This is a genomic window from Rhizorhabdus sp. P4_G5 (assembly GCF_056401065.1).
The window spans coordinates 1-13,920 of the sequence record NZ_JBFUKB010000015.1 but is presented as its reverse complement, the minus strand read 5'-3'; the positions used below and the strand labels follow the sequence as shown (position 1 = coordinate 13,920).

10 protein-coding genes are annotated in these 13,920 nt (G+C 64.6%); 2 read left to right on the top strand and 8 right to left on the bottom strand.

Going from position 1 to position 13,920, the window contains the following annotated elements:
* Positions 1-69: 69 nt before the first annotated feature.
* The 3 genes from AC1DQK_RS18695 to AC1DQK_RS18685 form a co-directional block, all read right to left on the bottom strand.
* Entirely contained in the window at positions 70-1,107 is a 1,038-nt protein-coding gene (locus AC1DQK_RS18695; RefSeq protein ID WP_477873295.1) for an adenosine deaminase, read from the bottom strand.
* A gap of 111 nt (positions 1,108-1,218) precedes the next feature.
* Positions 1,219-2,094, bottom strand: coding sequence for a metallophosphoesterase family protein (locus AC1DQK_RS18690; RefSeq protein WP_477873293.1), 876 nt, complete (start codon positions 2,092-2,094; stop codon positions 1,219-1,221).
* A 30-nt stretch (positions 2,095-2,124) separates the two neighbouring features.
* Positions 2,125-3,099 (bottom strand): bile acid:sodium symporter family protein, encoded by a 975-nt coding sequence (locus AC1DQK_RS18685; protein WP_477873291.1) that lies wholly within the window; start codon positions 3,097-3,099, stop codon positions 2,125-2,127.
* A 100-nt stretch (positions 3,100-3,199) separates the two neighbouring features.
* Here AC1DQK_RS18685 and AC1DQK_RS18680 point away from each other — a divergent pair, with 100 nt between their 5' ends.
* Positions 3,200-4,069, top strand: coding sequence for an alpha/beta fold hydrolase (locus AC1DQK_RS18680; RefSeq protein WP_477873289.1), 870 nt, complete (start codon positions 3,200-3,202; stop codon positions 4,067-4,069).
* Here the strand turns inward: AC1DQK_RS18680 and AC1DQK_RS18675 are convergent.
* The 5 genes from AC1DQK_RS18675 to AC1DQK_RS18655 all read right to left on the bottom strand — a co-directional run bounded on the left by AC1DQK_RS18675 (position 4,066) and on the right by AC1DQK_RS18655 (position 12,189).
* Positions 4,066-5,013: a DUF2891 domain-containing protein gene (locus AC1DQK_RS18675; RefSeq protein ID WP_477873356.1), complete on the bottom strand. Its 948-nt coding sequence runs from the start codon at positions 5,011-5,013 to the stop codon at positions 4,066-4,068. The two genes, AC1DQK_RS18680 and AC1DQK_RS18675, sit on opposite strands and share 4 nt — an antisense overlap.
* 59 nt (positions 5,014-5,072) lie before the next feature.
* A complete protein-coding gene (locus AC1DQK_RS18670) occupies positions 5,073-6,014 on the bottom strand; it encodes a DUF979 domain-containing protein (RefSeq protein ID WP_477873287.1) in 942 nt (313 codons plus the stop codon).
* Complete coding sequence (locus AC1DQK_RS18665; protein WP_477873354.1) at positions 6,011-6,670, bottom strand: DUF969 domain-containing protein; 660 nt, start codon at positions 6,668-6,670, stop codon at positions 6,011-6,013. Before AC1DQK_RS18665 ends, AC1DQK_RS18670 begins: the two co-directional genes overlap by 4 nt.
* Positions 6,671-6,690: 20 nt before the next feature.
* Positions 6,691-10,251, bottom strand: a complete 3,561-nt coding sequence (locus tag AC1DQK_RS18660) for a hydantoinase B/oxoprolinase family protein (RefSeq protein WP_477873285.1) — start codon at positions 10,249-10,251, stop codon at positions 6,691-6,693.
* A gap of 159 nt (positions 10,252-10,410) precedes the next feature.
* Positions 10,411-12,189 (bottom strand): flavin-containing monooxygenase, encoded by a 1,779-nt coding sequence (locus AC1DQK_RS18655; RefSeq protein WP_477873283.1) that lies wholly within the window; start codon positions 12,187-12,189, stop codon positions 10,411-10,413.
* A gap of 219 nt (positions 12,190-12,408) precedes the next feature.
* On the opposite strand from AC1DQK_RS18655, the gene AC1DQK_RS18650 reads away from it, so the two are divergent.
* The gene (locus AC1DQK_RS18650; RefSeq protein ID WP_477873281.1) at positions 12,409-13,455 is read left to right on the top strand and encodes a helix-turn-helix transcriptional regulator; all 1,047 of its coding nucleotides are present in this window, start codon (positions 12,409-12,411) and stop codon (positions 13,453-13,455) included.
* Positions 13,456-13,920 lie beyond the last annotated feature (465 nt).

The window sequence follows — 13,920 nt, the reverse complement described above, 5'->3', positions numbered from 1 at the left end:
AACTTGTTTCAGCATCCACCTCGTCACAAGCCAACAATCGCAAGCGGAGGAGTGGATCCTGAAATAAAATCAGGAGGACGAGCCATTTTGTGTCGGCGCACTCGCCAAATAGGCATCGAGCGCCGCGAGGTGCTGGGCGACATCCGCGTCATCGAGGAATGAGCCGAGGAAGCTGTTTCGGGCCAGCGCGGCGAAGTCCTGCGCGTCCAGCTTTCCAGCGGGGATCAGTGCGCGATAATTATCGTTCACATAGCCGCCGAAATAGGCGGGATCGTCCGAGTTCACCGTCGCGCGCAGGCCCATCCGCAGCATGTGCTCGAGCGGATGCGCCGCGATATCGGCGACCACGCACAGCTTGAGGTTGGAGAGCGGACAGACGGTCAGCGTCATCGCCGATCGTGCCAGCCTCGTCGTCAGCGCCGCATCCTCGAGCGCGCGATTGCCATGGTCGAGCCGGTCGATGTGAAGCAGGTCGAGCGCCTCGTGGATATAGTCAGGCGGCCCCTCCTCGCCGGCATGGGCGACGCGCCGCAGCCCCATCGCGCCGGCGCGCTGGAACACCCGCGCGAATTTGGATGGGGGATGGCCGAGTTCGGACGAATCGAGCCCGACCGCCACGATCCGGTCCAGCCAGGGTTCGGCCGCCGCCAACGTGGCGAAGGCGGCCTCTTCGTCCAGATGGCGCAGGAAGCACAGGATCAGCTTGGAGCTGAGCCCGTGCTTCGCCTTGGCCTCGGCCATGCCCGCGAGCAGGCCGTCGGCGACCACCTGGAAGGGGATGCCGCGATCGGTGTGGGTCTGGGGATCGAAGAAGATCTCGGCATGGCGGACATTGTCGGCGGCGGCGCGGTCGAAATAGGCGGTGGCGAGGTCGCGGAAGTCCTCCTCGGTGCGCAGCACGTCGGCGCCTTGGTAATAGATGTCGAGAAAGTCCTGGAGGCGCGAGAAGCTGTAGGCGCCGCGCAGTTCCTCGACGCTCGCGAACGGGATGGCGATGCGATTGCGCCGGGCGAGGGCGAACATCTGCTCGGGTTCGAGGCTGCCCTCGATATGGAGGTGCAGCTCGGCCTTGGGCAGGCCGGCGACGAAGGCGGCGAGATCGGTCATGCCGGCCATTGGTACAGCATGTTCAGCCTCCCGCCAGCCAGATGAAAGGCAAGATCAGCAGAAAGGTGCAATCGAGGCGCTGTACAGGGGAAGCCAGGCTCCCCAACCGTGTCAGCGCGCGGCCAGCTCGCCGGCCTTCACCGGATGCCGCGCCGGCCCGAGGACGCTCGACGTCCAGTCCTCGCCAAGCCGGATGTAGCGCACGTCGTCGCCACCCTGGAAACTGTTGCCGTCCCATACCATCACCTGCAGCGTGACGTCGCTGTTGAGATGCGCATGGATCCAGTTGAAGCTCTGCGGCTCGTCGTTGCGCAGGCGGGTCGAGGTGGCGGTGCCGGCCTGGATGACCAGCGCCGAGCCGGCATTCGCGACCATCTTGCGCGCGGCTTCGGCATAGGTGCGGTGGAAGTGCCCGGCCAGCGCGATATGGACACCCGCCTCGCAGACTGCCTTCACCGCATCGCCGTGGCGCCCGACCGCCTCGCTCAGCTCGCCACCCTCGCCGATCGGCATCGCGAACAGCGGATGGTGCGTCACCAGGATGCGCGTCTTGTGCGGCTCCACCGCATCGAAGCGGCGCTTCATCAGATCGATCTGCCGGCGGTTGATGCGGCCGTCCTTGATGGTCAGCGAGCGGGCGGTGTTGATGCCGAGCACCGCGACCCTGTCATTCTCGAACCACGGGCAAAGCTCGTTCGCGATATAGCGTTGATAGCGGGCGAGCGGCGCCGCGAACCGGCGCACGATGTCGTAGAGCGGGATATCGTGGTTGCCGGGGATCACCAATGTCCGCAGCCCCGCCGCCCGCAGCCGATTGAGCCAGGCGGAGGCGGCGCGGAACTGTTCTGCGCGGGCGCGCTGCGTCAGGTCGCCGCTAATGATGACGAGGTCGGGGCGCCTGTTCTCCAGCCACGCCTCGGTGGCGCTGACGATCCGCGGATCATGAGCGCCGAAATGGATGTCCGACAGATGCGCGATGCGAGCCATCCGCGCTGAACGAAGCTGGGCCGAACCGGTTCACTGGCCGCGCCGATAGCGCGTCGCGATGATGGTGCAGACGAATAGCTGGAGTTGGTGGAAGATCATCAGCGGCAGGATGATCACGCCGACCTGCGCCGGCGCGAAGATCGCGCCCGCCATCGGCACGCCCGAGACGATGCTCTTCTTCGATCCGCAGAACAGCAGCACGATTTCGTCGCCGCGCGGCAGCTTCAGGCGGCGCGCCACGAACAGGTTTGCCGCCATGACCAGGCCGAGCAGCACCGCGCTGAGCCCGAGGATCACCAGCAGGTCGAGCGCCTCGGTGCGCTGCCATATCCCGTTGACCACCGCCGCGCTGAAGGCGGTATAGACGACCAGCAGGATCGAGGACCGGTCGACCGGCATCAGCACGCGCTTGTACCGGTCGATGAAGCCGCCGATCAGTGGCCGCAGCAGGTGGCCGGCAATGAAGGGCAGCAGCAGCTGGAGCATGATCGCCTGCAGCGCGTCCAGCGATATGCCCGGCGCGCTGCCCTGAACCTGAACCAGCAGGCCGACCATCAGCGGGGTGAGGATAATTCCGGTGATATTGGACAGCGAGGCGCTGCACACCGCCGCGGGGACATTGCCGCCCGCGATGGCGGTGAGCGCGATCGACGACTGCACGGTCGAGGGCAGCACCGACAGATAGAGCAGCCCCGAGAGGATTTCGGGCGTGGTGAGCCCGGTCGCCGCCCGCGCCATCGCCCAGCCGAGCAGCGGGAACAGCATGAAGGAGGAAGCGAGCACGAGCAGGTGGAGATGCCAGTTGCCGATGCCGGCGAGGATCGCCTCGCGCGACAGCTTCGCGCCATGGAGGAAGAACAGCAGGGCGATCGCCGCGCCCGTTGCCCAGCGGAACATTTCTACGGCTGCGCCGCGCGCCGGCAGAAGCGACGCGAGCAGGATGGTCAGAACGAGCAGGACGAGGAAGGGATCGAGCCCCTTGAGCAGACGAGACTTCATGCGCATCGCAATGCCGGGCTTGCCGGGGGGGCGTCAAGCATGGCCGGTTCTGCGAATATCGCCGACAGGCTCGACATCCGGGAGGTTTTTTCCTTAAGGCACGGCCATGCCCACGCCACGCACCTACAAGATCAGTTCTTCGCGCCTCCAGCTCAATGTCACCGAATGGGGCGATCCTTCGGCACCGCCGCTGCTGCTGCAGCATGGCGGGCGCGATCATGGCCGCAGCTGGGATGCGGTGGCCTCCGCCATCCTGCAGGACTATCGGATCATCGTTCCCGATCTGCGCGGCCATGGCGACAGCGACTGGGCGGCGGACGGCGTCTATGAAATCACCGATTTTGTCCAGGATTTCGCGACGCTGGTGAAGGCGCTCGACCTCCCGCCCTGCGCGATGATCGGCCATTCGCTCGGCGGCAACATCGTAACGCGCTTCAGCGGCCTGTATCCCGACCGGGTGACGAAGCTCGTCAATATCGAAGGCCTCGGACTTTCGCCGACGGTGATAGCGGAACGCGACAAGCGCGACCAGATCGACCTGCTGCGCGGCACGATCGAGGAACGTGCGCAGCGGTCGACCTTCGTCCCTCGGCGCTTTGCCGACATGGCGGCGATGGTGGCGCGCATCAGCGAGGTGAGCGAGCATCTGTCGCCGGAGCTGGCCGAACATCTCGCGCGCCACGCCGCGAGGATCAATGAGGATGGCACCGTCACCCCCAAGCATGATCCGGCCCTTCGCGACCCCGGGCCGTTCGATATCAGCACCGAGACCAAGCACCGGCTATGGGCGGCGATCAGCTGTCCGGTGCTGCTGGTCTATGGGGCGCAGAGCTGGGCCTCCAATCCGGCGGTCGATGGCCGCGCCAGCTATTTCCGCAACGCTCGGGTCGAGCTGTTCGAGGATGCCGGCCACTGGGTTCACCATGACCGGCAGGCCGATTTCATCGCCATGGTCCGGGATTTTCTCCGCGCCTAAAGGCCATCGAGCGCGAGCAGGGCGAAGCTGGCGAGCCAATGCTCGCCCATATAGTCGTCTTCGATATGCGGCAGGCTCGCCGTCAGGTGTCGTTCGGCCGCGGCGCCGGCCATGGCCGCGACGCGATGTCCGGCCGGCAGCGCCGCCGATATCGCCCGCCAGCACCAGGCGCGGCTGAGGTTGAGGCCATCGAGATGCGCGATCTTGCCGTCGTTGCGATCCGAGACGAAGGCGGGGGTCAGCAGCGTCTCGGGTATATCGGGCAGGAAAGCATCGAACCAGGCGGTAAACGCCGCGGCGGGCAGGATGCGCCGCATCAGATGCGCTTCCATCAGCGCCGGTGACAGGAACTCGTCACCGCCCGGTTCCCAGGCCTGGCAGCCGCGATCCTGCTCGAACCAGGCCAAGGCGCGGGCGGCAATAAGCGTCGCCAGCACCTCGTCGTGGCCCGTCGCCCAGCGATGGGCGAGCAGCAGGGCGAAACTGCTGTTCGGATGCGTGCCGACCCGGATCGGATAGGTCAGGCGTGGCAGAAACTCGTGGAACCGCAGGGCGAAGGCGCGGGTGAGTGGTTCCAGCGCCTGTGCCCAGCGCCGCTCCTCATGGCGGCCGAGTTCGTCGTGAAGCGCGAGCAGCCACGCCCAGCCATAGGGCCGCTCGAAGCCGGCGGCGCTGGGCCGTTGGAGATAGGCAAGCTCGCCCGCCACCTTGTCGGGCACCAGCATCGCATCGGCGCGGGCGCGGATCGCGGCCGCCTCCGGCATGTCGGGGAAGCGCCGCATCAGCCGCATCACCTGCCGCCAGCCATGGACGCAGCTGTGCCAGTCGAAGCTGCCATGGAAGATCGGGTGAAGCGTTACCGGCGGCAGAACATCCCCGGGGCCGGCCATCACATGGTCGAGCTTGTACGGCCACTGACGGCCGAGGTGACCCAGCGTGAGCATGGCGAAGCGCGAGGCGAGGGCCGGGGTGAGCGTGATCCTCTCCTGATCGTCAGGCCCGTTCACCGGAACGCCAGCCAGTAGAGCAGCGCGATATTCACCGCCAGCAGCGGCAGCGCCGTGGGGATCTGCATGCGGATCACGCCGTACCGGTCCTTCAGGTCGAGCAGCGCGGCGGGGACCAGGTTGAAGTTGGCGGCCATCGGCGTCATCAGCGTGCCGCAGAAGCCGGCGAGCATGCCGATCGCCGCGACCGCCGCAGGGTTGCCGCCGGCGCCATGGATCAGCACCGGCACGCCGACCGCCGTAGCCATCACCGGAAAGGCGGCGAAGGCATTGCCCATCACGATGGTGAACAGCGCCATGCCGAGCGCATAGGCCAGCACCGCGCCGATCAGGCTGCCGCCCGGAATGACATGCGCGATCATCCCGCCGACGACATCGCCGACGCCGGCGAGCGCGAACAGCGCACCGAGGCTGGCCAGCATCTGGGGGAGCAGCGCCGCCCAGCCGACGCTGTCCATCAGCCGCCGCCCTTCGTCGAAGGGCGTGGCGATGTGCGGCCGCAGCCAGGCATAGCCGACGCCGAGCGCCAGAAGCACGCCCAGGGTGAGCGCCACCAGCGTCGCCTGCTTCGGATCGACCAGTGCCGGCAACTGCTTGAAGACCAGTGTGCCGAGCAGCGCCGTGGCCGGGATCAGCAGGGCGGGGATGAACAGCCGGTTGCGCCGCGCCGCGGCTTCTGCGGCGCGCGCTTCCGGCGAACTGGTGTCGCCGGCGCCGCGCCCGATCCCCCCGGACCCGGCGATGGCCACCAGCCCAAGCACCAGCACGCCATTGCCGAGATCGCCAAGCGCGTCACCGGCGATCAGGCTCAGCGCGATCAGCGCGTAGAACAGCGCGTTGCCCAGCCGCTTGCGATTGCTGCGGTCGCGCAGCGCCGACAGCGAGAAGGCGACGAAAGCGAGCCCCGCGACCGGATAGACGAGATCGAGGCCGATCACCTTCGGTCGGCCTTCAGCCTGCGGTCGAGCAGCAGCAGCCGCGTGCCGTGGATCAGCAGCGCGGCGATCGCGCTGGGGATCGCCCAGAGCGACAGGTGGAGCGGCTCGATGAAGATGCCATAGCCCTCGAGAATGGCTTTCATCAGCAGGATCGATCCGACCGCGAGGAAGATATCCTCTCCGAAGAACAGGCCGATATTGTCGGTGGCCGCCGCCATCGCCGCGACCTTCTCGTCCCGCGCCTCCTCGCCGCTTTGCTGCGCGGCGGCGGCCTCGGCCATCGGCGCGACCAGCGGGCGGACGGTCTGGGGGTGGCCGGCCACCGAGATCAGTCCCAGCGCAGCGCTGACCTGGCGGAAGACGAGATAAAGGAGCAGCAGCCGGCCGGCGGTCGCGCCGCGGAATTCGGCGATGAGCGCCCGGGCGCGCTCCTGCAGGCCATGGCGCTCGAGCAGGCCGATCACCGGCAGCACCATGTAGATCACCGTCACATAGCGATTGGCGTTGAACGCCTTGCCGAACGCAGCGACGATCATAAGCGGGTCCATGCCCGCGGCCAGCCCGGTTGCCAGTGCCGAGACCAGCACCACCAGCAGCGGATTGAAGCGCAGCAGGAAGCCCACCACGATGACGGCGATGCCGCAGAGGACGAGCATGGAGCTCACCGGCTCATCTTTCATCCCGCCTTACCGCAGCCGCCGCCGCCCGGCGTCTCGATCACGAACACGTCGCCCGGCGCCATTTCGGCGGAGCCGGTCGGCCCGAGCAGTTCGACCGAACCGTCCGCGCGCTCTATCCGGTTCACGCCCACCGCGCCGTCGCTACCGCCGCCCAGTCCCGATGGTGCAACCCGCCGCCGGTTCGACAGGATGTTGGCCTGCATCGCGTCTAGGAAGCGAATGCGGCGGATGGCACCGGCGCCGCCGGCCCATGTGCCGCCACCGCCAGAACCGTGCCGGATCGCGAACTGCTCGACCAGCACCGGGAATCGCGTTTCCAATATCTCCGGATCGGTCAGGCGGCTGTTGGTCATGTGCGTCTGCACTGCCGCCGCGCCGTCAAAGCCCGGCCCTGCGCCTGATCCGCCGGCGATCGTCTCATAATATTGGCGGCCCTCGTCACCAAAGGTGAAGTTGTTCATCGTACCCTGCGATCCCGCCATCGCGCCGAACGCGCCGAGCAGCGCATCGGTGATCGCCTGGCTGGTCTCGACATTGCCGGCGACGACCGCCGCGGGATAGCGCGGGTTGAGCATCGACCCCTCCGGTACGATCATCGTCACTGGGCGGAGGCAGCCGTCATTCATCGGGATCGGGGCATCGACCAGGATGCGCATCACGTAGAGCGCGGCGGCCCGGACCACCGACAGCGGCGCGTTGAAATTGTCCGGCAGCTGGCCGCTCGTGCCGGTGAAGTCGATCGTGGCGGTCCCGGCGGCGCGGTGGATGCGGACCGCGACCCTGATGGTCGCGCCATTGTCGAGCTCGACCGCATGTTCGCCGTCATCGAGCCCGCCGATCAGCGCGCGAACCGCCGCTTCGGCATTGGCCTGGACATGCTCCATATAGGCGGCGACGACATCGCGCCCATAATCCGCCGCCAGCCGCCGCAGCGCATCGCCGCCGCGCGTGCAGGCGGCAACCTGGGCGCTCAGGTCGGCGATATTCTGGTCGGCATTGCGCGCGGGCCAGCGATTGCTGCGCAGCAAATTCCGGATATCGTCCTCGCAGAGCCGCCCCTCATCGACGAGCAGGGCATTGTCGAGGATCACCCCTTCCTCGTCGATGCTGCGGCTGTTCGATGGCATCGAACCCGGGCTGATCCCGCCGATATCGGCATGATGGCCGCGGGCCGCGACGAAGAAGCTGGGTTCCGCGTCGCCGCTTTCGGCGAACACCGGCATGATGACGGTGATGTCGGGCAGGTGGGTTCCGCCCTGATAGGGCGCATTCAGCGCATAGGCGTCGCCGGCGCGCATGCCGCGGCCGTCGACGCCGCTCCCGCGCCGCGCGATGATCGTGCGGATGCTCTCGCCCATCGAGCCGAGATGGACCGGAATGTGCGGCGCATTGGCGATCAGGTTGCCGGCCGCGTCGAACAGCGCGCAGGAGAAGTCGAGCCGTTCGCGAATGTTGACCGAGGACGCGCTCTGACGCAGCGCCGCACCCATCTCTTCGGCGATGCCCATGAACAGGCCCGAGAAGATTTCCAGCCGCACCGGATCGACCGCGGTGCCGACGGCCTGCCGCGCCTGCCGCGCGAGATGGCGGGTGAGGATCAGGTTGCCGAGGGAGTCGACCTCGGCGCGCCAGCCCGGCTCGACGATGGTGGTGGCGACGCTGTCGACAATCAGCGCGGGGCCATCGACGGCGAAGCCGCTCGCCAGTCCGGCACGATCGAACAGCGGCGTCTTGCGCGCAGCATCGGCCATCCATGTCTCGACGATTGCGGTCGGGGCCGCGGATCGGGCCGGCAGCGCCGCAGCCTGGGTGGCGTCCTCGCCGCCGGGCATCACCGCCTCGACGCGGAGCATGTCAATGACCGGCTCGCCCTGGCCGGCAAAGCCGAAGCGCTGGGCGAAGGCGCGCTCGAAAGCGGCCCGCATCGCTGCAGCATCGGCAAGCGGCACGGCGATGCTGTTGTCGCTGGCGGCATAGCGGACGTGCGCGGTTGCATCGATCCGCCCGGCAGCGGGCAGGGTGGCCAGCGCCTCGGCTGAAAGTGCCGCCACCGCTGCAGCAATTTCCGCAGCATCGTCCAGCGCGAGCAACAGGCTGCGCTCGCGGATGACGCTGCGTTCGGCCAGGCCGATGCCATAGGCCGACAGCACTCCCGCCAGCGGGTGGATCATCACCCGGTCGATCGCCAGCGCGTCGGCCACCAGGCAGGCATGCTGGCCCGCCGCGCCGCCGAAGCAGGCGAGGGTGAAGCGCGCCGGGTCGTGGCCGGCGCCGATCGATACCGTCTTGATCGCCTTGGCCATGTTCGCGACCGCGATGGCGATGAGGCCTTCGGCGAGACGCCGGGGGTCGATGCCGCCGCCGGCCTGGGCGATCAGATCGGTGAAGCGGGATTCAACCGCGGTCCTATCGATCGGCTGGTCTCCATCGGGACCGAACAGTCGTGGGAAATGATCGGGCTGGATCTTGCCGAGCATGACGTTGCAGTCGGTGACGGTCAGCGGCCCGCCGCGGCGATAGCAGGCGGGCCCCGGAATGGCGCCCGCGGATTCGGGGCCGACCCGGAAGCGGCCATTGTCGAAGCGGCAGACCGATCCGCCGCCCGCCGCGACGCTATGGATCTTCATCATCGGCGCGCGGATGCGGGCGCCCGCGATCATCGTCTCCGTTTCACGGTCATATTGGCCGGCATAGAGCGACACGTCGGTCGAGGTGCCGCCCATGTCGAAGCCGATGACATGGTCGTAGCCGGCCTGCGCGGCGGTGCGCGCCATGCCGACGATCCCGCCCGCCGGCCCGGACAGGATCGCGTCCTTGCCGCGAAAGCCGCCGCCATCGACCAGCCCTCCGTTGGACTGCATGAACAGCGGCGCCGCGCCGGCACCGAGCGCGTTCGAGAAGCTGTCGACATAGCGGTGCAGCACCGGCGAGAGATAGGCGTCGACCACGCTGGTATCGCCGCGCCCGACCAGCTTGATCAACGGGGCGACCTGATGGCTCGCGGAGATCTGGGTGAAACCGATGTCGCGGGCGAGGGCGGCCAGCGCCGCCTCATGCGCGATATGGCGGTAGCCGTGCATCAGCACGATCGCGATGGCGCGCAGGCCGTCCTCATAGGCCGCGGCAAGACCGGCGCGCGCCTTGTCCAGGTCGAGCGGGATCGTCACGTCGCCCGCCGCCGTAACGCGCTCGTCGATTTCCAGGGTGCGCGCGTGGATCGGCGGAGCGCGGCGGATGGCGCGGGCGAACAGGTCCGGCCGGTCCTGATATCCGATGGTCAGCGCGTCGCCGAAGCCGCGGGTGATCGCGAGCAGGACAGGCTCACCCTTGCGCTCGAGCAGCGCGTTGGTGGCGACCGTCGTTCCGATCCGCAGGTCGAGCGGCGGCAGCGGCCCCTCGCGACAGCCGGTCAGCCGGCGGATCGCGGCGACAGCGGCGTCGCCATAGCGCTCGGGATCCTCGGAGAGCAGCTTGGCCGTGCGGATCCGACCCTGCGGATCACGCGCCACCACATCGGTGAAGGTGCCGCCGCGATCGATCCAGAAGTTCCAGGCCACCTGCGCGGGGTAGCAACCGGCCCGCTTGGGGACAAGCGCCGGGAAAGCTTAGAGTGGTTTCGAGGCAGATGGAGTCATCTGCCGGCTCGGAAACCACGGAAAACGGACAAAATCTAGAGCCTTCCCGGCTTCATCGAGTTGCGGACGGATTGACAAGCTTTACCGTAGCTCGAGACCTTCAAGCCCCCCCGTGGCACGCCATTGTTCCAGCTGATGACAGAATGCGCCTACTCCGTTTCCGTATGGACCGCTGCGTAGCGCCTTGAGCGTCATATTTCCCTCGTTGTTGAAGAAGCTTGGAGTGCAGTTCTCCCAGACGCCCGCGATATTCAATGCGAGTTGTTCGTGGTGTTTGACCCATGCAGCCTCTGCAGTCCTTGACACCTCCGCGACAGCAACTCCCCTCTGCATCAATTCCGCAATAATGTAGGCGACGTGGCGCCCCTGTTCGAGCAGCATGTGCATCAGATTGGCACCCCAAGCGCTCTGAGCTATGCTGATGAGGAAGAAGTTGGGAAATCCGTGTATATGGAAGCCATGAAGTGTGGTCGCACCGTCGCGCCACTTTTCTGAAAGTGAGATTCCATCCCTTCCAAACAGGGATACCGGAGGTTCATCCGCGTATGCGCCAAGCTGGAATCCCGTCGAGTAGATGATGCAGTCCACCGGGTAGTGGCGATCATTGGCAACGATCCCAGTTTCCGTCACCCGCTCGATACCCCTTCCTTGGGTATGGACCAACGTCACGTTGGATAGATTGAACGTTTGCAGATAATCGTCATGGAAGCACGGACGTTTACAATAGCGTTGATACCATGACTTCAGTCCTTCCGCCGTCTCCGGATTGTGGACGATGTCCGAGACTCGTCTACGGAGCTCTTCGCCCGCTTCGATATCAGCCGCTTGGAGAAGGTCACCGATTTCTTGGCCGGACATATCTGGCTTGAGGTGCTGAAGAGTCGCGAATTGCCGCTTCGTCCACCAGTCGTTGACAAGATCGACCTCGACCGGTTCCAAGCCGATCAGCGATGTGTAGTTCTGGATGCGTCGCATCTGCCAGCCGAGTTCTTGCGATTTGTACCACGCTTCATCGGTAGGGCGTTCATCGCGCCAATCGATGGCGGAAGGCGTTCGTTGGAATACGTAAAGGTTTTTGGCCCATTTCCCGAGATGGGGAATGCACTGCACTGCGCTGGCACCCGTCCCGACCACCGCCACGCGCTTATCTCTTAGGTTGGTCAAGTGCCCATCTGAACAGCCACCAGTATACTCGAAATCCCAACGACTTGAATGGAAGCTTTTGCCGAGGAAGCTGCCGATCCCGGGAACATTCGGCACCTTTGGAGATTCGAGCGAACCAGGCGCCATCATGAGAAATCGCGCGCGCAGCACATCGCCACGGTCCGTGCAGACCGCCCAGCGACCCGCATCTTCATCCCATCGAGCTTCGGTAACACCCGTTTCGAATAACGCATTTTGATCGAGGTCGAACCGGTGGGCAACCCTGGTCGCATGGGCAAGAATTTCATCGCCGCTCACATAATTCGCTGTGGGCATGACCCCCATTTCTTCGAGTAACGGCATGTAGATGTAAGCGTCGGTGTCGCAGGCAACACCGGGATAGCGGTTCCAAGACCATACGCCACCAAATCCCGAAGCCTTGTCAATCATTCGGATGTTCTCAACGCCAGCCTTGCGCAATTCCACGCCCGCGACTATGCCGCCCCATCCGCAACCGACAATTACTACTTCCACATCCTCGTTGACGAGATTGCGCGAGTTATTGCCCGCTTGATGGCTGTCGGTAATATCTGCTGCTGGGTCCTTTAGCCGCAAATACTGACCAGCACTGTCTGTGCGCACCCGTATTTCCCGTTCCTCCTGATATCTCTTGATGATATCGGCCAGAGGTGACGCCGCATCTTGCCTTTCGACCATGTCTTCGAGATTCCTTCCTTGCATCGCCCGCCTGCTGGGACGGTCGTTCCATTCGGGTGCCGTGGCTCCACTCGGCGCAGTGCCATGACGCCGGGAGCCGAGTTCTGGGCACCCTGTTCAGGAAACGCCCCGTTTTGATCTCGCTGGCTTGACTTGAGCAGGACATATTTGCTCATATAACGCGTCACAATTGCTCGCGATTTTGCGGAGGCGCCGACTGTGAGGATCAATGCGCAAAGCGGCGCTGGAGTGGTGTCCTTGTCAGCTGTCGAAGCACTTCTGGAAGTGCTGGAAGCCACGGGCGGTAACATCGAGGAAGCACTAAGCAGCGCGGGCCTGCTCGATCTCAGGCCAATGCTCTGGCGGGGAGGGGAAGCGGAAATCACATGGGAACGCTTCTCTCGATTGTCCGGACATTGCGTGGTCATCTTTCACAATCGGGCATGTGGACGTGACGGTGTCAGACCGCTGCCGGCGAGCTATTTCACCTTCCTCGCGCACTCGGTCCTATCCTGCCCTTGCCTAAGAACGGCGATTACGGTTGCGTCCGGGTTTCAGGAGATGATGCTTGCGAACCGGGGGCATCTGCGCCTGACGCTTTCGGAAGGCATGGCGACTCTGATGCTCGATTTGGGTAATCGCGATCGCGATGTTCCCAATCTGTTGGTTACCATGTACGCGCTTGCCTACTTTTATCGGCTTTTCGGATGGCTGATCCGGGAAGATATTCCGCTGACAGACATGTCGCTGGATTTTCCGGCGGGCGTTGAACAAACGGCATTCAATGCCCTCATCGGCTTCCGCCCAAAATTTAGCCAACCGCGTAGCGCTATTATATTCCCTGAATCCTATTTGAACTACACTGTCAAAAGAACATATCGAGAGCTGCCGGAGATCCTCGAAATTCTTCCATTCGATATGATCCGCTCACAAGACGGTGCACCAAGTCTGAATGATAAGGTCCAGCGGGCAATCCATGCCGCTTTGGATTTCAACTCCCCTATTCCAACAATGCCTGCCCTTGCCAGGATATTCACGCTAACTGTCCCGACATTTCGCCGACGCTTGGCAGCCGAGGGCGCCTCCCTCCGCACGATTCGCAAAAGTTGCCAGATAGGCTTGGCTTCTCGTTTACTAGCAGAAACGAACATCTCCGTAACGGAAATAGCACTACGCAGCCAATATCATGATGCAGCTTCGTTTCGCCGCGCTTTTTATGCATCAATGGGAATGGCCCCTGAAAAGTATCGCAAGTCTATTAAGTAATTAATACGAGTACTGTGTCGTTGCATTGTGGTATGCATACAGCATTACACGTTACGCGCTATTTAAGTCGAATGCGATTGAAGTCCTAGCGTGTGCGCTTTCCGCCATCAATGGCTGGTGTTGCAATGCGCGCTGATGTGACGGCCGTCCATTCCGAGTCCGTACAGGTATCTAGTCGCCAAAATCACACACTTGGTACCCGACGGCAGATTGGCGTGAAACGACCCATAGCCCACTCGGATGATGCCTCAGGGAGCAATCGGCGAAAGCTGGCGTTTTCGCCCGAGGTTTGGACGCGAGCCGACGCGAAGATGGCTCTAGGCTGAATCGACATTCAGCACCAGAAGCTGAGGGCAGCGAGGCATAGGCTAGCGAGATAGTTTTGCGGGATGCGATCGTATCGTGTGGCGATACGGCGTAGCTGCTTGAGTTTACCGATGGTCCGTTCGATGCGATTGCGCAGCT

Excerpts from the sequence above, each read along its gene's own strand:
- AC1DQK_RS18695 (WP_477873295.1), bottom strand. The coding sequence starts at position 1,107 with ATGACCGATCTCGCCGCCTTCGTCGCCGGCCTGCCCAAGGCCGAGCTG.
- AC1DQK_RS18690 (WP_477873293.1), bottom strand. The coding sequence starts at position 2,094 with ATGGCTCGCATCGCGCATCTGTCGGACATCCATTTCGGCGCTCATGAT.
- AC1DQK_RS18685 (WP_477873291.1), bottom strand. The coding sequence starts at position 3,099 with ATGCGCATGAAGTCTCGTCTGCTCAAGGGGCTCGATCCCTTCCTCGTC.
- AC1DQK_RS18680 (WP_477873289.1), top strand. The coding sequence starts at position 3,200 with ATGCCCACGCCACGCACCTACAAGATCAGTTCTTCGCGCCTCCAGCTC.
- AC1DQK_RS18675 (WP_477873356.1), bottom strand. The coding sequence starts at position 5,013 with ATGCTCACGCTGGGTCACCTCGGCCGTCAGTGGCCGTACAAGCTCGAC.
- AC1DQK_RS18665 (WP_477873354.1), bottom strand. The coding sequence starts at position 6,670 with ATGCTCGTCCTCTGCGGCATCGCCGTCATCGTGGTGGGCTTCCTGCTG.
- AC1DQK_RS18655 (WP_477873283.1), bottom strand. The coding sequence starts at position 12,189 with ATGGTCGAAAGGCAAGATGCGGCGTCACCTCTGGCCGATATCATCAAG.